General features: G+C 71.0%; 15 protein-coding genes and 1 pseudogene. 3 read left to right on the top strand and 13 right to left on the bottom strand.

The features are described from left to right. Positions 1 to 39: 39 nt before the first annotated feature. From ACFV1W_RS24895 to ACFV1W_RS24835, 13 genes are all read right to left on the bottom strand, one after another. Positions 40 to 828 (bottom strand): hypothetical protein, encoded by a 789-nt coding sequence (locus ACFV1W_RS24895; protein ID WP_380419446.1) that lies wholly within the window; start codon positions 826 to 828, stop codon positions 40 to 42. Beyond that, positions 828 to 2,534, bottom strand: coding sequence for a non-ribosomal peptide synthetase (locus ACFV1W_RS24890; protein WP_380419445.1), 1,707 nt, complete (start codon positions 2,532 to 2,534; stop codon positions 828 to 830). Before ACFV1W_RS24890 ends, ACFV1W_RS24895 begins: the two co-directional genes overlap by 1 nt. Continuing rightward, positions 2,534 to 2,716, bottom strand: a complete 183-nt coding sequence (locus ACFV1W_RS24885) for a hypothetical protein (RefSeq protein WP_380419444.1) — start codon at positions 2,714 to 2,716, stop codon at positions 2,534 to 2,536. The genes ACFV1W_RS24890 and ACFV1W_RS24885 overlap by 1 nt, the downstream gene beginning before the upstream one ends. Before the next feature lie 34 nt (positions 2,717 to 2,750). After that, on the bottom strand, positions 2,751 to 3,941 hold the full coding sequence (locus ACFV1W_RS24880; RefSeq protein ID WP_380419443.1) for a cytochrome P450: 1,191 nt from the start codon (positions 3,939 to 3,941) through the stop codon (positions 2,751 to 2,753). 49 nt (positions 3,942 to 3,990) lie between these two features. Beyond that, positions 3,991 to 4,686 carry a thioesterase II family protein gene (locus tag ACFV1W_RS24875; RefSeq protein WP_380419442.1) on the bottom strand — a complete coding sequence of 232 codons (696 nt, stop codon included), beginning with the start codon at positions 4,684 to 4,686 and terminating at the stop codon, positions 3,991 to 3,993. Beyond that, positions 4,683 to 6,347, bottom strand: a complete 1,665-nt coding sequence (locus tag ACFV1W_RS24870) for a non-ribosomal peptide synthetase (protein WP_380419441.1) — start codon at positions 6,345 to 6,347, stop codon at positions 4,683 to 4,685. The genes ACFV1W_RS24875 and ACFV1W_RS24870 overlap by 4 nt, the downstream gene beginning before the upstream one ends. 32 nt (positions 6,348 to 6,379) lie before the next feature. Then, positions 6,380 to 7,153: a thioesterase II family protein gene (locus ACFV1W_RS24865; protein WP_380419440.1), complete on the bottom strand. Its 774-nt coding sequence runs from the start codon at positions 7,151 to 7,153 to the stop codon at positions 6,380 to 6,382. A 48-nt stretch (positions 7,154 to 7,201) separates the two neighbouring features. Further along, positions 7,202 to 8,959, bottom strand: coding sequence for an ABC transporter ATP-binding protein (locus tag ACFV1W_RS24860; protein ID WP_380419439.1), 1,758 nt, complete (start codon positions 8,957 to 8,959; stop codon positions 7,202 to 7,204). Then, positions 8,956 to 10,692 (bottom strand): ABC transporter transmembrane domain-containing protein, encoded by a 1,737-nt coding sequence (locus ACFV1W_RS24855; protein WP_380419438.1) that lies wholly within the window; start codon positions 10,690 to 10,692, stop codon positions 8,956 to 8,958. The genes ACFV1W_RS24860 and ACFV1W_RS24855 overlap by 4 nt, the downstream gene beginning before the upstream one ends. A gap of 210 nt (positions 10,693 to 10,902) precedes the next feature. After that, positions 10,903 to 12,168, bottom strand: coding sequence for a condensation domain-containing protein (locus ACFV1W_RS24850; protein ID WP_380419437.1), 1,266 nt, complete (start codon positions 12,166 to 12,168; stop codon positions 10,903 to 10,905). Positions 12,169 to 12,188: 20 nt separating this feature from the next. Continuing rightward, the gene (locus tag ACFV1W_RS24845; protein WP_380419436.1) at positions 12,189 to 13,331 is read right to left on the bottom strand and encodes an acyl-CoA dehydrogenase family protein; all 1,143 of its coding nucleotides are present in this window, start codon (positions 13,329 to 13,331) and stop codon (positions 12,189 to 12,191) included. Between the two features lie 76 nt (positions 13,332 to 13,407). After that, entirely contained in the window at positions 13,408 to 14,481 is a 1,074-nt protein-coding gene (locus ACFV1W_RS24840; protein ID WP_380419435.1) for a pyridoxal-phosphate dependent enzyme, read from the bottom strand. A gap of 240 nt (positions 14,482 to 14,721) precedes the next feature. Then, positions 14,722 to 15,645 (bottom strand): TauD/TfdA dioxygenase family protein, encoded by a 924-nt coding sequence (locus ACFV1W_RS24835; protein WP_380419434.1) that lies wholly within the window; start codon positions 15,643 to 15,645, stop codon positions 14,722 to 14,724. A gap of 284 nt (positions 15,646 to 15,929) precedes the next feature. Between ACFV1W_RS24835 and ACFV1W_RS24830 the strand changes: the two genes are divergently transcribed. The 3 genes and pseudogenes from ACFV1W_RS24830 to ACFV1W_RS24820 all read left to right on the top strand — a co-directional run. Next, the gene (locus tag ACFV1W_RS24830) at positions 15,930 to 16,169 is read left to right on the top strand and encodes an acyl carrier protein (RefSeq protein ID WP_380419433.1); all 240 of its coding nucleotides are present in this window, start codon (positions 15,930 to 15,932) and stop codon (positions 16,167 to 16,169) included. Between the two features lie 326 nt (positions 16,170 to 16,495). Continuing rightward, complete coding sequence (locus ACFV1W_RS24825; protein WP_380419432.1) at positions 16,496 to 18,487, top strand: carbamoyltransferase C-terminal domain-containing protein; 1,992 nt, start codon at positions 16,496 to 16,498, stop codon at positions 18,485 to 18,487. 295 nt (positions 18,488 to 18,782) lie between these two features. Further along, positions 18,783 to 19,184, top strand: a pseudogene (locus ACFV1W_RS24820) (class I SAM-dependent methyltransferase); the annotation flags it as partial. Positions 19,185 to 19,207: the final 23 nt, after the last annotated feature.

Below are 19,207 nucleotides of genomic sequence, written 5' to 3'. Positions count from 1 at the left end.
ATCAACGGTTGACAGAACGCCCGGACCGGTGCGGCCGATTCAGAGAGACCTTCCCCTGCTTCCGACGCCGCCCGGACCAGCCCGTCCGACGTCACGCTCCACGAGGGCGGGCCGCGACGGCTCCTCCTTCTCCCCGGTGGCCAGCAGGTCGGTGAGCAGGACCTTCACAGCAGGCGCGTGGAACAGCTCCTCCGCCGCCACGTCGACCCGGTGCACCGCCCCGGAGCCCGGCCAGTCGAGCGCCTCGCTCAGCAGGACGTGGGTGGGAGCCGTCGGGGCCTCCGGGGGCACCGCCGCGGTCAGGGTGAAGCTGAGCCAGGCCCGCTGCCCCTCGGTCAGTTCGACCAGGATCTCCTCGTCGAGCCCGGGCGAGCAGCCGTCGATCACCGAGAGCAGGAAGGAGCCGGCCAGGGTGAGCGCGTCACCGGGCGGCAGGCCGGTGATCGTGGGCACCTCGGCGGACTCGTCCATGGCCAGGGCGAGGTCGTCCAGCAGTGCCTGAGGAGCCTTGGGATCGGCCGGAGCCGGGTCGAGCACGATGAGCGGGACGTTCGGCCCGGGCAGCGCCTCCACCAGCGCCGAGGCCAGGCCGACGGCCGAACAGTAGGCCAGCACCGCGACCGGGAGCGGCCCGGCGGCGGTGATCCGCTCGGCCCAGTGGGCGGCCTGCTCAGCCGTCCCGACGACTCCGTCGGCGAGGCCGGGGTAGTGCAACGGGTCGATCCTGAGGGTCCGCTCCCGCCAACCGTCGGGCATGATGCCGCGGAAGGTCCTCCGGGGCACCTCGTTTCCGAACTCCAGTATCACGATGGGCCGTTGGTCCTGCATCACTCCGCACTCCTGACGGCTTCGTCGACCGCGGCGGAGAAGTCCGCGAGGACCGGATGGTCGAAGATGACCTGCAACCCGATCTTGATGCCGAACTGCTGACGCGTCCGGGACACCGCCCGGGCGGCGATCAGCGAGTGCCCCCCGATCTCGAAAAAGCTGTCCCCAGAGCGGGGGAGGCTCCCGGTCAGATCGGACCAGATCGCGGCGATCCGCGCCTCGGTGGCGCCGAGGGGGGCGGGCTCCGCCACGGCTGCGACCGGAGCGTCCGGCAGGGCCTTCCGGTCGATCTTGCCGTTGGGTGTCAGCGGCATCGCGACGAGCCGGTGCAGCCCGGCGGGGAGCATGTACGCGGGCAGCTGGCCGGTCAGTGCGGCGCGGATGTCGCCCGGCTCGGCCTCGCCGCAGAAGAAGGCGTGCAACGATCCGCCGTCCTGGTCCGGCACGTGGACGACGGCCGCCTGGTCCACTCCGGGAACGGCCAGGATCTGCTGCTCGACCTCGGCCGGCTCCACCCGGTGACCGCGGATGCTGACCTGGGCGTCCCGCCGCTCGACGAACTCCAACTCGCCGTCGGCCGTCCAGCGGCAGAGGTCGCCGGAGGAGTACCAGCGGTTCCCGTCCTGGTCGGCGACGAACCTGCGGCCGGTGAGCTCCGGGTCGCCCCGGTAGCCGAAGGCCAGGACATCGCCTCCGATCAGCAGTTCCCCGGGCACACCGGGCTCGGCGACCTCGGCCCCGTTGGCATCCACCAGCCGGACCTTCGCGCCGGCGATGGGGCGTCCGATCACCGGCGCGCCCTCGGTGGGGCGGCGGCGCAGGTCCGCGCTAGCGGTGGTCACCACGGTGGCCTCGGTCGGCCCGTAGTGGTTGAAGACCGCGGCGGGGAAGCCGGCCGGCGGGCCCACCCGGAGACGGTCCCCGCCGGTCAGCAGGACGGCCAGGCCGACGGGCGGGGCCGGGAGGGCGAACAGTCGCTCGGCGAGCGGGGTGCTCAGGAAGCAGTGCGTGATGGCGCTCCGCTCGATGAACCCGGCGATCATCGCGCTGTCGACGATCAGCCGCTCGGTCGGCAGCACCAGCGTCGCCCCGCTCGCGAGAGCCGCCCAGACCTCCCAGACCGTGGCGTCGAACCCCAGCCCGGCGAAGGCTCCGACCCGCACCCCGGGCCGGGTGCCGTAGGTCTCCCGGTGCCAGGCCACCAGGTTCGCCAGGCCCGCGTGGCCGACCTCGACGCCCTTGGGCGTACCGGTCGAACCGGAGGTGTAGATGACATAGGCCAGCGGGGCCGGCGACACCGACGCCGGGGCCGCCCCGGTGCCGTCGAGTACCGGAACACCCGCGGGCACCCGTCCGGCGAGCCCCTCCTGCGCGAGCACGGCCACCGGCCGGGCGTCGTGCAGGATCGCCTCCACCCGGCCGTCCGGCAGTGCCGGGTCGAGCGGCAGGTACGCGGCACCCGCGAGCCAGCTTCCGAGCTGCGCCACGATGCCCTCGATGCCGCGCTCGAAGAGCAGACCGACGAGGCAACCGCTCCGGTGGCCCTCGGCCTGCCGGATGCGTCCGGCCACCGCGGCGGCCGCATCCCAGAACTGACGGTAGGTCAGCGTCTGGTCGCCACACTCGACCGCGACCACGTCCGGATGCGCGTCCACGATCGCGCCGAGCATCCCGACCACCGTCCGTTCGTTCACGATGCCCTGCATCACAGACCACTCCTGTCCCCGGCAAGCGGTTCCCGGTCCGCCCGGGCGACGCGCTCCACGACGTCCCCGTCGCCCCGGTGGTCCTGGCGGGTGAGGGACCGGCGGACGTGGTGCCGCGACACCCGCTCCCCACCGATGAGGCGGTCCGCCGGCTCCGAGGAGCCGCTCGTCTCTCGTGTCATCCCAACTCTCCTTTCAGGGATGTGCGGTCGGCCGTCACGAGGCCTTGCCGCGCACGGCCAGGCGTTCCAGGACGGTGAAGCCGAAGTGCTGCCTCGTCACCGGCGGCCCGTCGAGGGTGAGGTCCGCCCACCTGCCGGCGAGGCGCTCCAGTACGATCTCGGACTCCATCCGCGCCAGCCCCGCCCCCAGGCAGTAGTGCGCGCCAAAGCCGAAGGCGAGGTGTCGCCTGATCTCGCGGTCGTGGTCCAGAAGGTCCGGGTCGGCGAAGACGGCCGGATCGCGGTTGGCCACGCCGAGCATCAGCAGGACGAGATCCCCCTCCGCGATCAGGTGACCGGCCGCCTCCACCGGCGCGGTGGCCACCCGGGCCACCTGCTGGACGGAGGTGTCGAATCGGAGCAGCTCGTCGACCGCCGAGCCCGATTCACCGCTCCGCAGGTCGGCCCAGGCATCGGCGTGCAGCGCGGCCCGGACGGCCTTGCCGATGAAGGTCGAGGTGGTCTCGAACCCGGCGTAGATCAGCAGGCTCGCGGTGGCCGAGATGTCGGCGGCCTCGATGACACCCTCCCGGCGGGCGTTGCGCAGCAACCAGAGCCCGGTGCCCTCGCGGACCTCCGAGCGCAGGGCCTCGTCCACCACGTCCGCGATCTCCCGCAGGGCGCGGTTTCCCCTGGTCCTGACCTCCGGCAGGTAGTCCGCCGTCAGCAGCGCCGCGATGTCGGGAGACCAGTCGTGCAGCCGGGGCGCGACCTCCCCGGGCAGACCCAGGATCCGGCAGATGACCCGGCTGGAGAGCGGGACGGCGAGTTCCGCCATCACCTCCAGCCCGTCCGTCCGCCCCGCCAGGAGCTCGTCGACCAGCTCTTCGACGACGAGCCGCATCGCGGCGAGCCGGTCGGCCGCGAAGAGCGGCGCGACGACCCGGCGGGCCGCCGCGTGCTCGGGATCGTCGTTGAACATGAACCACCTGCGCACGACCTCTGCGGCCCGCCCCTCGCCCTCTCCCTCCCGGTGCAGGGTGGTGGTGCCCCGCTGCGGCCAGGCGGCCGACAGAGCGGGGTGCCGCAGCAGGGCCGTCGTCTCGCGGAAGCCGGAGACGATCCACACCCCCAGGTCCTCGTCCCAGCGGACCGGCTCCTCCTCCCGCAGCGGGAGGTAGTCCGCGCAGGGGTCGGCCGCCGGACGGTCGTCGTCACGGTAGGGGCAGCGTGCGGCCTGGGTCACTTGGTACCCTCCGGGTTCTGGTCAGGGGTGACCGGTGCGCCGGCCAGGCTCACCACGGCTCCCCCTTCGTACAGACCGCCGCGACGGCGGCCACGAGCTCGTGCTCGGCGGAGTGCAGGAAGAAGTGGTCGCCGCGGATCTCCTCCACGCGGAAGGGACCATCCGTGTAGTCCGCCCACGCCTCGACCGAAGCCAGGTCCGCCTCGTCGTCCGCGTCCCCGTAGAACGCCACCACCGGGCAGCCGACCGTACCCGGGGTGCCGGTGCCGTACTCGCCGAGGATCCGGTAGTCGGCGCGGAGGACGGGGAGGTAGATCTCCATCAGCTCCTCGTTCTCCAGCAGCTCCTTCGGAGTCCCGCCCAACGCGGCCAGTCTCTTGATGAGTTCGGCGTCGGAGAGTAGGTGGCTGTCCGCGTCGGCGGCCGGCAGCCGGGGCGCGCGGCTGGCCGAGACCAGCAGCGCGGACGGCTCCGGAGCGCCCTTGGAGCGGAGCAGCTTGGTCAGCTCGAAGGCGATCACCGCACCGTAGCTGTGGCCGAACAGCACGTACGGCGAGGCCGGGTCGAGCTGCTGATACAGGTCCTCGAGCAGGGCTGCCAGCTCGTCGATCGGCTCCTCCACGCAGCGTGAGCCCCGGCCGGGGAGCTCCAGCGGCACGACGGTGACGCCGTCCGGCAGGTGCCGCTGCCACGGGTCGTAGACGCGTGCCGAGCACCCGGCGTAAGGAATGCAGTAGAGGTTCACTTGGGCGTCTCCGTACGGACGAGGTGGTCGGTCAGCGAGGCGACGGTCGGATACCGGAAGATCTCCTTGATCGGCACCCGGGTGCCGAGGCCGTCGGTGAGCCGCTTCTGGAGCACCGTCAGGAGGACTGAATTCCCGCCGGCGTCGAAGAAGTTGGTGTCCTCGTCGACGTCCGCGGCGAGCGTCTGCCGCCACGCCTCGGCCACGAGTGCCCGGATGTCCCCCGGGGGCGCTGCGGCGGGCGCTTCGGCAGCCTGCTCCGCCTGGTCCCCGGCGGCCAGGCCGGCCGCCAACCCGACCCGGTCCACCTTTCCCGTGGTGGTGCGGGGCAGCACGGGCAGGGCGGTGATCCTGGCGGGGTGGTGGCTCGGCGGCAGACGGTCCTTCAACCAGCCCTGGAGGTCCGCCTCGGCGTGCTGTACCACGAAGGCCACCAGCGCCGCGGTGTCGGGCCGGTCGGCGTCCCGGACCAGCACGACGGCCTGCGAGACCTCCGGGTGCTCCTCCAGGACGGCCTCGACCTCGCCCAGCTCGATCCGGTGTCCGCGCAGCTTGACCTGGCTGTCCAGGCGGCCGAGGAACTCCAGCGCGCCGTCCGGCCCCCTCCTGACCCGGTCCCCGGTGCGGTAGACGCGGCGGCGGCCGTCGGGGGTGTCGCCGTGCGCGAAACGCTCGGCCGTCAGCTCCTCCAGGTTGAGGTAGCCGTGCGCCAGCCCCTCCCCGTAGAGCAGGAGTTCACCGCTCTCCTCGGCGAGGAGGCCCACCCCGGCCACCGGCTCGCCGAGCGAGATCCGCTCGGCGGACTCCACCCGCGCCGCCGTGGACCAGAGGACTCCCTCGGTCGGGCCGTACACGTTCCAGAGTTCACCGCACCGGGGCAGCAGCTCCCGGGCGAGGCTCGGGGTGAGCGTCTCTCCGCCGGTCCACAGTCGGCTTCCGGGCGCACCCGTCCAGCCGGAGGCCGTCAGCATCCGCCAGAAGCTGGGGGTGGCCTGGACGACGTCCGGCGCGGCCCCCGCCACCAGCTCCGCGAAGGTGAGCGGATCCGCCCGGGTCTCCTCCGGGACGACGGTGAAGGAGGCCCCCACGGTCAGCGGAAGGATCAGCTCCACCAGCGAGATGTCGAAGGACAGCGCGGCCATCGCCAGCACGCTCTCGCCGGCCGCCAGCCCCGGCCGCTCGGCCAGGGCGGCGAGGCGGTCGATCAGGGCCTCGTGGCCCACCATCACGCCCTTGGGCTGCCCGGTCGAGCCGGAGGTGTACAGGATGTAGGCGATCCCACCCAGGTCCGGTTCCCTCGGCGGCGACGGAAGTCCGTTCCCCTCCAGGGCGAACTCGCCCTCGGCCAGCTCGCGCAGCAGCAGGGCGGGGCGGGCGTCGTCGAGGACCCGGGCCCGCCTGGCCGGCGGGCTCTGCCGGTCGAGCGGCAGCACGGCGCAGCCCGCGGCGTTCACGGCGAGGATGCCGACGGCCCCGCTGAACCGGCTGGACGCGTCGAGCGCCACGACGGAGCCCGGCCGGACCTTCGCCGCTATCCGCTCGCCGAGGTCTCCGGCCAGCGCGGCGACGTCACGGTAGGTGTAGGTGCGTGCCGTCCGCGCGGCCACGGCCTCGGGCGTCCGCTCCACCTGAGCCTGGACGACATTCCACACTGTCTCCACGCGAGCCCCCTGGGTTCGAAAAGAAGTACTGGTCAGTGGCCGACGGCCGGGAGTGCCCGGGACACGCTCCGGAGCACGGCCTCCCGCTCGTCGTTGAGGAAGAGGTGGCCGCCGGGGAAGACCTCCACCTCGGTCCGGCCGGTGGTCAGCTCGGCCCAGCCCTCGAGGTGCTCCTCGGCGACCCTGGGGTCCGCGTCACCGCCGAAGGCCGAGACGGGGCAGGTGAGCAACTCGCCCGGCCGGTAGACGTAGCCGGCGAACAGCGAGAGGTCGGCCCGGAAGGTCGGCAGGATGAAGGTGACGAAGTCCGGGTTCTGCAGCAACGTCTCCGGCGTGCCGTTGAGACGGCGGAGCTCGTTGATCAGCTCCTCGTCGGAGAGGTCGAGTTCACTCGGCTTTCTGGACTCGTGGGCCGGTAGGGCCCGGCAGCCGGACACCGTGATCCGGACCGGCTCCAGCCCCTGCTCACGCTGCAGCCTGCGGGCGAGCTCCCAGCTGACGATGGCGCCCATGCTGTGCCCGAAGAAGGCGAACGGCCGGTCCAGGTAGGGGAGCAGGGCGGGGAGAAGGACGTCCAGCAGCTCGTCCAGGTCCGCGATCGGCTGGTCGAAGAACCGGTCCTCCCGACCCGGCAGCTGTACGGCGAATGCCTCCACTCCTTCCGGGAGTCCGGCGCCCCACCCCCGGAAGACCGAGGCGCCTGCCCCGGCGTACGGGAAGCAGAAGAGCCGGAGGGCGCCGGGCTCTGTCCGGCCGGGAATCGGCCGGACCCAGCTCTGGGCCGTCTGCGGTGGTGCCGAGTGCATGGGTTCCGCTCCTACTGGTCGAGAGGGGTCGGGAGGGCTGGGCGGCGCTCAGGCGCCGTGCCAGGACTTCCACAGCGCGGCGTATCCGCCGCCGGCCGCCAACAGCTCGTCGTGACTGCCCAGTTCGGTCACCCGGCCGCCGTCCATGACCGCGACCCGGTCCGCGTCGTGGGCGGTGTGCAGGCGGTGGGCGATGGCGATCACGGTGCGTTCCTTGAGCACGGCCGCCAGCGAGCGCTCGGTGTGCCGGGCCGTGGTCGGGTCGAGCAGGGAGGTGGCCTCGTCCAGGATCAGCGTGTGTGGATCGGCCAGGACCACCCGGGCCAGGGCGAGTTGCTGGGCCTGCTGGGCGTCCAGACGGAGCCCACCGGCGCCGAGTTCGGTGTCCAGCCCGTCCGGCAGCTCGTCCACCCAGTCGATGTCGACGGCGGCCAGCACCGCGTGCAGCTCGTGGTCGGTCGCGGCGGGCGCGGCGATCAGGAGGTTGTCCCGGACGGTGCCGAGGAAGACGTGGTGCTCCTGGGAGACTAGGACGACGTGCCGGCGCAGCTGGGCCGGGTCGAGCTCGGCGACGGGCACCTGCCCCACCGTCACCCGTCCGGTGCGGGGCCGCTCCGCCCCGGCCAGCAGCCGGCCCAGAGTGGACTTGCCGGCTCCGGACGGGCCGACGATGGCCAGCCGCTCGCCCGGACGGACGGTGAGGTCGACGCCGTGCAGGACGTCCCGCTCACCCTGGTAGGCGTACCGGACGTCGACCACGTCGATCCGGTCGTCCTCGGGGCGGCCGCCGCCGGTCACGGCCAGGGCGTCCACCTGGCCGATGCCCTCGACCCGGGCGAAGGAGGCGTTGCTGCGCTGGAGTTGGTCGAGCCAGAGCAGGATCTTGTCCATCGGCTCGGAGAGCTTCCAGAAGTAGAGGGCACAGGAGACCACCGCGCCGGTGGTGACCGCGCCGGTGTCGCGCAGGGCGGCGCCGAGCAGCAGGATGCCGGCGACCGGGGCGATGTACGAGAACTCGACCACGGGAAAGAGCACGGTGCGCAGGTTGAGGGTGCGGGTACGGGTGACCCGGCAGTGCTCCACCGCCTCGGCCGCGGCGGCGATCCGGCGGTCCTGTAGGCCCAGGGCCTCGACGGTGCGGGCCCCTGCCGCGGTGGAGGTGAGGATCTCGATCAGCGCGGAGTTGGCGGCGCCTTCGGCGAGGTATCCCGCGTGTGCGCGGCGCAGGTACCAGCGGGTGGCGAACCAGATCCCGGAGAGGCAGAGCAAACCGCATATCCCGAGCAGCGGGTTGACCGCGAGCATGGCGACCAGGATCAGGAGGATCTGGACGAGCGCCACGGAGACCTCCGGCCCGGCGTCGCGCAGGGTGGCGCCGACGGTGGCGACGTCGGCGGTGCCGCGCGTCAGCAGGTCACCGGTGCCGGCGCGTTCGATCACCGAAGCGGGCAGGGCGAGGGAGCGGTCGACGAACCGCTCCCGGATCCGCGCCAGAGTCCGCTCGCCGAAGCGGTGGGCGGCGTAGCGGGCGAAGCGGCCGAGGAGCAGCTGCGCGAGCGCGAAGCAGAGGATGCCGAGGGCGAGTCGGTCGACGTGTCCGGTCCCGGCGCCGCCCCGGACGTCGTCGATGATCCGGCCCAGCAGCCAGGGGCCGCCCAGGCCGGCGGCCGCGGCCAGTCCGTTGAGGATCAGCATCGCGGCGACCGCACGGCGGTCCTGTCCCATCAGGCGCACGGCGGCCCGGCGGACCTCGGCGGGCCCCGCGATCGGGAGCCGTCCGGGGTCGGTCTCGGTCTGAGCGGTCATCGGACGGCCTCCTCGGCGGGCGTGGACTCGGTGGCGGCTTCGCCGCGAGCCACCAGCGCGCGGTAGCCGGGCTCGGTTGCGAGCAGTTCCTGGTGCGGGCCGGCCGCCGCCAGACGGCCGTCGACGAGGTAGCAGACGGTGTCGGCCTGCTCCAGGAGGGCGGGGGAGGTCGAGGTGATGGCGGTGGTGCGCCCGGTCCGCGCCCGGCGCAGCCCGGCGGCCATGGCGGCCTCGGTGTGGGCGTCCACGGCGGAGGTGGGCTCGACCAGCAGGAGCACCTCCGGGTCCGCCAGCAGGGCACGGACCAGCCGAAGCCGCTGGCGCTGACCACCGGAGAGGTTGCTGCCCTGGGCCTGGATCCTGGTGTCCAGTCCGTCGGGCAGTGCCTGCACGATGTCCTGCGCCGCGGCGTCTGTGATGGCCTGGGCGATGGACGGGTCGGAGTGCTCGGACCGGCCCTCGACCACGGTGCGCAGCGTGCCGGAGAAGAAGTCGGCGTCGTTGTCCGCCACCACGATCCGGCTGCGGATCTCGGCCAGGGCGACCTCGGCGAGCGGCACGCCGCCCCAGGTCGCGGCGGATGCGCTGTACCGGCCGAGCCGGTCGACCACGGCCGCGGAATCGGCCGGGCGAGCGCTCACGATCGCGGTCAGCCGGCCCGGGACCAGTTCCACACCGGTGTCGGCGTCGTGCAGGACCGACGGTTCGGCATGGGCGGGCCGGAGTGTCGCGGCGTCTTCGACGGCGGGGTTCAGGTCGAGCATCCGGACCACCCGTCGAGCGGCGACCAGGCCCCTGGTGAGGTCGTATCCGCCCTCGATGAAGTTGGAGACCGGTACCACCAGGACGGCGACGTAGCCGTAGACGGCGACCAGCGTGCCGATCGTGATGGTGCCCTCGGCGGCCATCCGGGCGGCCAGCCAGGTCACCAACGCGAGGAAGAGGGCGGGCAGGCCGACCGAGAGCGCCTGGATCCAGCTGGTCACGGCGCCGACCCGGTAGCCCTCGGCCTGCAGGTCCCGCGATCCGCGCAGGTAGCGGCCGGCCATCATCTCCTTACCGCCGATGCCGTTGAGTACGCGCATGCCGCTGACGATGTCGCCGAGCCGGGCGGTCAACGCCCCCTGCTGTGCGCGGTACTTGGACTCCGCGCCCTGGAGGCGTTCCAGCAGCGGCCCGACCACGACCGCGAGCAACGGCACCCCCAGCAGGACCACGAGGGCGAGCGGGACGGAGACCGACAGCAGCAGCGCGGCCGCCACCAGGTACGCCACGACGGCGCCGACGCCTGGGCCGGTGATCGTCAGTGTCTGGCTCATCTGCGCGACGTCGCCCACACCGATGCTGGCAACCTCGCCGGCCGTCACCTTTCGGGGCAGTTCGGCACCCAGCCGGGTGGAGTGCGCGACCACGACCTTGATGGTCCGGAAGGTGGCGTCCATCCGGACCCGCGTCATGATGCGGTGGCGCATGATGCCGAGCCAGGCGTTGAGCAGCGCGGTGCCGACCAGTGCGGCCACCCAGCCGACCAGGACGCCGGTCCTCCCCCGCTGGAGCCCGTCGTCGATCGCACGCTGCATGAGGTACGGCGGCAGCAGGAGGCAGACCATCCAGAGGGTGCCGATCACCGCACCACCCGTCACCTGTCGGCGCTGACTCATGGTCAGCCACCACAGGTAACGCGCGGCACTTCGGTGATCCGGGGTTCCCGGGTCGGCGTTCGAATCCGTCATGAGTGAGACCCTAACCGTCTTTCCTGGTCCTTATCCAGAATTTCCTTCCACCGCCCGACCGCCGGTGGCTATAGTCACCACGGACAGGAGGTGTTCATCATGAAGAAGCAGCTTCGCGGAATCTGCGCAGGCTTCTAGAAGCGGCTCGTCCAAGCCGCGGGATGCCGGAATGCGGGGGGAGAAGCGTTTCCCCTCGCATTCTGCTGTCCTTCAGAAAATTCGCCAAGGATTATCCAGCGAGACTTCCGCCAGGGAGTTCTCGACCCCCTTGGACATATTGATCAGACCAGCCTCGATCGACGCCGCGAGAACGGCTGGGAGATTTCCGTCGAGATAGTCGCGGCTCGCGCCCACGCCGATGAGGATTCCCTTCCCCGTGGCCACTGCCAGGTGGAAGTTCGGCCCTGACCGCTGGGTGGACGGACGCCACTCGATCCCGGTGCGCAGGGGGGATCCGGCGGTCGGCTCGGCGTCCACGTCGCCGAGGAAGTTGTAGTGCTTGGCGAAGGCGGTGGGGTCCGGCTCCGGCAGGCCGGCCTCCAGGAGACTCTCCTTCAGCGCGTCAACGTCGTAGCAGCCGTTCATGTACGCCGTCATGGACTGGAGGTAGCAGGCCCGCAGGTACTCCAGCGGGTGGGCCTCCTCGTCGACCGTGACGGTCACCGGGGCGAACTGGTTGAGCGAGCCGACCAGCGGCATCCACCGGGTGGCGAGCCGGTTGGCGGCCATCAGCGCGAAGGTCATCCGCTCGGTGCGCGTGAGCCGGGACAGCGCGAGCGCGCCGACGCCGAGCACCACCGACTGGACCGAGATCTTCAGCCGGTCGGAGAGCTCCTGCGCGGCGGCCAGTCCCTCCAGGCTGTAGAGCGACGCCCGGCGTCGCTCACTGGCGTCCTCCGGATCCCGGTCCGCCGGGACGAGCCGGCCCCAGGCCGCGGTCCAGTGCCGGACGCTCCGGGTGTCCGGTTCCTCCTGCTGCTCCCGCGCCATCTCCAGCGGCTGCACCACCGGCCCGAGCGCTCCGCCCTCCAGGAGGACGCCGAACTGCTCCTCCAGCACCCGCAGCGCACCGTTGTCGGCCGCCACGTGGTGGATCACGGTGACCAGGTGGAGCGCGTCCCCCTGGTGAGTGGTGACGAACGCGCGCCACGGCAGTTCGGTCTCGATGTCGATCGGCTCGACGGCCGCCTCGGCACCCAGCCGGAGGGCCGCCGCGAAGCTGTCCTCGGCCAGCTCCAGCGCGGCCACCCGGGACGGGCTGTACGGGTGGACCGTCTGGGCCGGCGTCGGGCCGCTCAGGTCGTAGGTGGTCCGCAGCGACTCGTGCCTCTCCACCAACTGGAGCCAGGCGTCCATCACCTGGGCCGCACCGAGACCGAACGGCACCTCCCAGACACTGACCAGGTTGGCGACCGCCCGGTGGTCGGGTCCGTGCGTCTCCAGCGAACGCAGAACCGACAGCTGTCCGTAGGTCACCGCCCCCGTCCGAAGCTCGCTCACAGCCGGGCCGCCCGGCCGGCGAACTGACCGAGCATGCTTTGCTGGATCTGCGTGGTGCCCTCGATGATCTCCATCACCTTGGCGTCCCGGTAATGACGCTGCACGGACGCCTCCGCCCCGATGCCCTGGGCGCCGTGGATCTGCACCGCGTCGGCGGCCGCCTTGACGGCGATCGTCGAGGTCCGGTACTTCGCCAGCAGGGTGTGGTTGACGGACTCCGTCTCCCCCCGCTCCTTGCTCACCCCGGCGTGGTGACAGAGCAGCCGGGCCGTGACGGTATCGGTGAGCATGTCGGCCAGCAGCCGCTGGACCAGCTGGTGGCTGCGGATCTCGGTGCCGTACTGGGTGCGGCGGCTGGCGTACTCCGTCGAGGCCTCCAGGCAGGCCTGGGCCAGACCGACCGAGCCCCAGGCGGTGCTGTAGCGGCCGAGGTCGAGGGCGCTGGAGGCGACGAAGGTGAGGCCGAGGCCGGGGCGCCCGACCAGGTTGGCGGCCGGGATCCGGCAGTCGTCGAAGGTGATCCGGCCGAGCATCGAACCGCGCAGGCCGAGCAGGCCCTCGATCGGCTCCACCAAGAAGCCGGGAGTGTCCCGCTCCACCAGGAAGGCGGTGTGCTGCCCGTCGAACGTGGCGAAGACCAGGAAGAGGTCCGCGATCTGCGCGAAGCTGATCCACTTCTTGGTGCCGCGCAGGACGACGTCGGCGCCGTCGGCCGTCGCCGTCGTCTCGACGGCGGCGGCGTCACTGCCGACGTCCGGCTCGGTCAGGGCGAAGGCCGCCAGCGTTCGGCCCGAGGTGATCCGGGGGAGCCACCGCTGCTTCTGCTCCTCCCTTCCCCACTTGTGGATCGAGTGGGCGACCATGTCGTCCACGGCCACGAAGTTGCGGACCGACTGGCAGCCCCGGCCCAGCTCCTCGGTGAGCAGTCCGTATTCGACCCAGTCCATGCCGAGGCCGCCGAACTCCTTCGGGACAAGCGCGCCGAGGTAGCCCTGCCCGGACAGGTCGGCGACGACCTCTCGGGAGAGCACTTGCTCGCGGTCGCAGCGGTCCGCCTGCGGGACCAGAACCCGGTCGGCGAAGGCACGGAACTCGGCGTGGCGCTCGGCCTGCTGCGGGGTGAGATGACTGAGTATCAACGAATTCCTTGCGAACGTGAGGGCGGGCACATCACTCCGGTGGGAGCGATGGCATCCGGCTCGGAGAGGGGGAGGCTCAGCCGGCGGTGGCGGCGGCGAGGGCCGGTCTGGCGTCGGCGGCGGTGGACCGCTCACGGCCGGTCAGGTTGACCAGCACGACCTGGTCCGGGGTGATCCGCCGGGCCGCGGCCTCGTTGCGCAGCGCGGCGATGGTCGCGGCCGAGGAGTGGCAGACGTCCAGCCCCTCCAGCTCGCGGAGCATCGTCCGGGCTCGGACCAGTTCGTCCTGGCTCACCGAGACGATGGAGCCACCGCTCTCGGTGGCGATGTCCCGCATGTAGGGATAGGTGGCCCGGCCGTCGCCGAGCAGGATGGCCCGGGCCAGGCCTGTCGGGTGCTCGATGACGTCGTCCTCGGTGAGCTCCGCCCGTCCCTCCCGCCAGGCCGCGGCCATCGGCGCGCAGGTGTCCTGCTGGACCATCACGAAGCGAGGCGAGGAGGTGAGCCGGCCACAGGCGAGGTACTCCGCCACGCCCTTGCGTAGGGCCATCATCCCCATGCCGCTGCTGATCGCCTGGACGACGACGTCGGGCTTGTCGTCCATGGCGTCGAAGGCTTCCAGGTAGGTGAGCTTCAGGCCCTCGCGACGGGCCCAGTTGAAGAACCCGCCCTCCCAGACCAGCCCCTCGCGGGCTGCGAACTCCTGGGCCGCCTGGGTGGCTTGTGCGTAGTTGCCGTCCACCACGGTGAGGGACACCCGGTCGCCGGTCTCGATGTCGTGGTCGCCGGTGAAGTCACGGCCGCAGAAGAAGTGTGCCCGCATCGAGTGGTCCCTCTGGACAGCGCGGGCCAGGGCGGTGGAGCTGTTCCCGGTGCTGGAGGCGACGAACTCCTTGATCCCGAACTGCCGGAACACGGCCAGGACCACGGAGGCCAGCCGGTCCTTGGTGGTCCCGGTCGGCTGCTGGGACTCGTCCTTGACCCAGAGGCGGGGCAGACCGATGGCCGCTCCGAGGCGCGGGGCCGGACGGCACGGGGTCCGCACACTGATGCCGGCGTCGAGCAAGTGCTCGGATTCGACCGGCAGGAAGTCCAGGTAGGTCAGCTCAGGCCGGTCACCGTCGCGCTCGGTGACGTTCTCCAGGTTCATCCTGGGATCGAGCGCACCCGAACACCGGGGACATCGAAGCCGGAACTCCGGGTCGGATTCCCAGCCGCAGTCGACGCATAACAGGCGGTACTTGGGTGGCGCTTCGGCCTTTGTACAGTGGTCGACGACCGGCATTCTGCTCTTCCCCCACTCTTCCGAACCTCGTTCACGGAAATCCGACCCGTACTCGACACCGGGTCCAGAGCCCGCCTGATCGCCGCGGCGTCACGGCGCGGCCTCTCAGGCCAGCGCTTCGAACCGGCCGCCCATGAGGGCACGCGACACGAAGCCGTCGGGCCCGCAGGGCACGTCGCCGACGACGGTGGTGCGGTGCACGATCCGCTCCTCCTGGAACATCAGGCCGTCCACCGGACCGGCATGGGCCACGGAGCGGTTGTCCCACATGACGAGGGTGTCCTGCTCCCAGCGGACCCGGGCGTGGATCTCGTCCCGCCCGGCGAGCTCGTCGAGAAGGAAGTCCAGCAGGGCCGCGCTCTCGCGGGGCTTGAGACCGCGGATGGCCTGGAGGAAGACGGCGCTGACGAGCAGGCTGCGCGCACCCGTCTCGGGGTGCACCCGCACCAGCGGGTGCACGGCCGCGAAGGGGCCGGCCGACGTGCCGTCGAAGCGGGGCGCCGCCGTCGGGACGTGTCGGGAGTGTATCGCCTGCAAGGTGTCGACGTACCCCCGGAGGGAAGGCGACAAACCTTCGTAGAGCGCTTCCAGATTGGCGAAGAGAGTGTCGCCACCGGCCGGTGGAATCTCGACACCACGCAGAATGGTGATGGCGTTCGGATTGACCACGAAGGTGCTGTCGACATGCCACTCGGTTCGCAGGCGCCGCGGTGTCGAACCCTTCAACGGATGACTGAGGGCGGCCTCGGCCTCGACCAGCACCCGTCGCTCCTCCGACAGCGCGGTCCGCAACACGGCGGGGGCTTCGCTCAGACCGTTCACGATGGGATGTGCCGCGGTGGCACCACCGAGAGCATTGGTGAGTTCGACCTGTTGCGCGTCATTCATCGACTGATTCCGGAAAACGAGAACCTTGTGACGCACCAGGGCCTCACGCAGTCGGTCCACTACGGCCGGCGACAGCTCCGCCGCGAGATCGACGCCTTCCACCTCCGCGCCAGTGATTGGCGTGAGAGGCCGAAAAGTCATTTCTAACACAGAACCCCCAGTAGTGTGTCTGCGATGAAACGTCGGCCACCCTACCCCAGGGTACCCACGTCCTGTCGAGCCTTCGACCAGGGAAAGCGCGCCGACTTGACAAGCCGTTGCTTACCTACGCCCGTTTCGCACCAATCTCACCCACCTGACCCAATGCGACACAATCTGGACACCGATCATCTCCCAGCCGAAAAAAGGGACTTGACGGCGTCTCAGCAACATCATAGGGTCAATTACATGGATAGGCCTTGAATGCAAGAGATCTGGAACACAAAATGTCGAACGCACAGTCCGACGCCTTGATGTCGGTGATTTCCGAAGTATTCGCCCCCCTTGAAGTCTCGCTGGACAGCACTTTCGATGACCTCGGAGCCACCTCCGTGTCGCTGCTCCGCCTGATGGTCTCGATCCAGAGCACATTCGACGTCGATCTGGACGTCGTCGACATGTTCACCGTGGCCAACGTCGGTGAACTGGTCCAGCTCGTCGAGGAGCGGGCCCCCGCTTCGAAGTAGTCCCGCCGCGGACAGCCCGAGCGATCCCGTCGCTCGCCCCGGAGCCGACGCGTACACAGGAGGATGCGGGTCGGAGTACGTCCCCGCCGTCCCCGTCCAGAGGCCTCGTAGAAGGTCGAAGTCCCCGTGCAGGCCGCCGCCGGTGTTCCGGCTCGAGGCCCGATCGCACCCGACCGGGACAGTCTGTCGCACCTGACGTCGCCGGTGGACACCGACGCCCGGCCGAGCCGGCCCTGGCAGCCCCGCGACCGCCCACACGGGCCGTTTACCAGGACCGTCCGGCCCGAAGAGCCAGCAGCCACTGTCCAACCGCCGAAAGGGACATCGTGACCGCGTACCCAGCCGCGAAGTACTTCCTGTCGAGCTACATCTCCCCGCCCGGCGACTTATCCGTCATCGCACCGCGCCATGACCAGAACATCGCACTCTGGCGCAGTCACGACTCGCGGGTCGAACTCGTCAGGGTCTGGGAGCTCGAGCGCGTCAGCGGACAGAAGCACCACTTCTGGCCGCTCTTCACCGTCGACCGCTACCACAAGGTGCTGACCGAACTCCTCGCGGCCGAGGGGCTCTCCCCGGAGGACGTGAGCCTGTCCTGGGGCACGCCCGGCCTGCCGCACCATGCCGACATCAAGCTGCCGGCGGGCACCGAGGACTTCCCGATCCACAGCCTCGCCCACCTGTACAGCGGACTGCTCCTCGACTCCGAAGTGTTCCGCAGCGAGACCATCATCGGAATGGCCCTGGACGGCCGGCCCGACTTCGGCCTCGACCGGACGGGCAAGAAATACTGGTACACCGGCTGCGTGTCGGCCAAGGGCGACGTCGACTTCGCTCCGGTCGAATCCCCGGCCCCGATTTACGACGCCGCGTCATCGGAGTTCGGCAGGGAGCCGGGCACCCTGATGGCCCTGGCGTCGGCCTGCCCCACCGAAATCGCCTACGCCACCGAGGCCGCGGTGCGGGAGCTGGAGCTGTTCGGAGGCCGACGAGTACCGCTGGTCGACACGCTTCCCTTCGTCCAGGCCGTGATCCGTGCGGCCGAGTCCCAGTTGCCGTCCATGGAGTTGGACAGCCGCTTCACCCACCAGGAGCACCTGCAGTCCGCCGTCATGAAGATCGTCCAGACGGCCTGCGAGCTCGTCATGGTGCGCAACGTCGACCGGCTGCTCGAGTCGGCAGGGGTGGACCCGAGCCAGGCGTACCTCTCCCTGAGCGGGGGCTTCGCCCTCAACTGCCCGACCAACTCCTTCCTCCTGCGCCGCTACGGCTTCAAGGGCCTGCTCACCCCGCCGAGCGCCAACGACTCCGGCCAGTCCTTCGGGCTCGGCCTCCTCGGCCTCCTCGGCGAGGGCCTGCTCCCGGGGGGTGGTTTCAAGCTCGAATCCGCCTACCACGGCTCCGAACTGACCGACGTCGAGGATGCCCTGCGGCACTTCGACGACTTCATCGAGGACGTCCAGGACTTCACCGAGGCCCAGTTCGTCGAGGACCTCTCCGACGGACCGCTGGTGTGGGCGGACGGGGCGGCCGAGATCGGCCCGCGCGCGCTGGGCCACCGGAGCATCCTCGCCGACCCCCGCTCGCCCCGGTCGAAGGACCTGCTGAACGACTGGAAGAGCCGGCAGTGGTGGCGTCCGGTCGCCCCGATCGTCCTGGAGGAGTACAGCGGCGAGTGGTTCGAGGACCCGTGGCCCTCGCCCTACATGCTCGAAACCGCGTACGTCACTGAGTCCAAGCGCCACCTGGTCCCGGCCATCCTCCACCTCGACGACTCGGCCCGGCGGCAGACCTTGTCCGCCGCGACCAACCCCCTGCTCTACCGGGCGATCGAGGCGTTCCGGCAGGCCACGGGAGTGCCGATGGTGTGCAACACCTCCCTGAACGACAAGGGTGAGCCGGTGGTGGACACCGCGGCACAGGCCCTGAACTTCGCCATCCGCAAGGGCGCCACCGTCGCCTACATCGCGGGCCGCCGGGTCCGCCTGCGCACGCAGGCCCGCGGCCGGGGCCCGGTCCCCACCCGTCGGCACGACCGTCGCGAGGAGCTCTTCGCGGGCCAGGAGCAGGACCGCGACGCGATCTGGCAGTCCTGGGTCGACGCGGGCTACTCCACCGCGGCCATGGTCCTGATGTCCCGCTCGCCCGAGCTGCGCGATCAGGGGCTGGCGACGCCCGCCATGGTCAACAAGCTGGCCGAGGTCGCGAGCGCCCGGGACGCGAGCGGCACGCTGGCCCTCGCCGCGGCGAAGCACGCCCGGATGTTCGGCCCGGACGCCGTCTACGACCCCGAATCCGCCGAAGGGGCGGCTTTCTGACCGTCAGCCGGTGCGCTGACGGCAGCCGGGCCGCCCCGGGGACCGCCGCGACGGGGTGCTCCGAAGCAGGTCGTCGCCCGGCCTCCAGCACGGAACAGTCCGATCGGTGACCGTGCCGCCATGTCCGGCTTCGCTTCAGCAGTCTGGAGAGTCAGAGCAGTGAACACCGAATCACTCTGGACGCAGACCTCGGCAGTCGCCTACATGGACGAGGACGGCCGGGCCGAGCGTCCGTCGCACGCGGTCGTGACCGAGCGGATCGCGGCCCTGCACGACGAGGCACCGTTCGAACTGCGGCATCGACATCAACGAGGCCGCCGTCGACGACTGCCGCAAGCTCCACCCGGAGGCGCGGCGGGAGCGGATGAGCGTCACCGACCTCGCCTTCCCCGAAGGCTCGTTCGACGTGGTGAACTGCCGGCACGTGCTGGAGCATCTGCCGTACTACGAGACCGCCGTCCGCGAACTGTTCCGGGTCGCCCGCCGCACCGTGGTGATCTGCATGTTCCAGGTGCCGCGGGATCCCGAGCTGCTGCTGCGGCGGGAGACGGCCAACGGCTACATCTGGCTCAACCGCTACGCCCCCGGCCCGTTCGAGGGGCTTCTGCACTCGCTCTCGGAGTCCGTCGAGACCGTGGACGTCACCGCGGACAACGATCGGAACCGGATCTACTTCTGCACCAAGCGATCCGCGTAGCCGTGGCCCGCTCCGCAGGACGG

It is taken from the genome of Kitasatospora sp. NPDC059648 (assembly GCF_042734825.1).
Lineage (GTDB): Bacteria > Actinomycetota > Actinomycetes > Streptomycetales > Streptomycetaceae > Kitasatospora.
The sequence above is the reverse complement of the archived record's forward strand: the minus strand, read 5'-3'. Positions and strand labels throughout refer to the sequence as shown.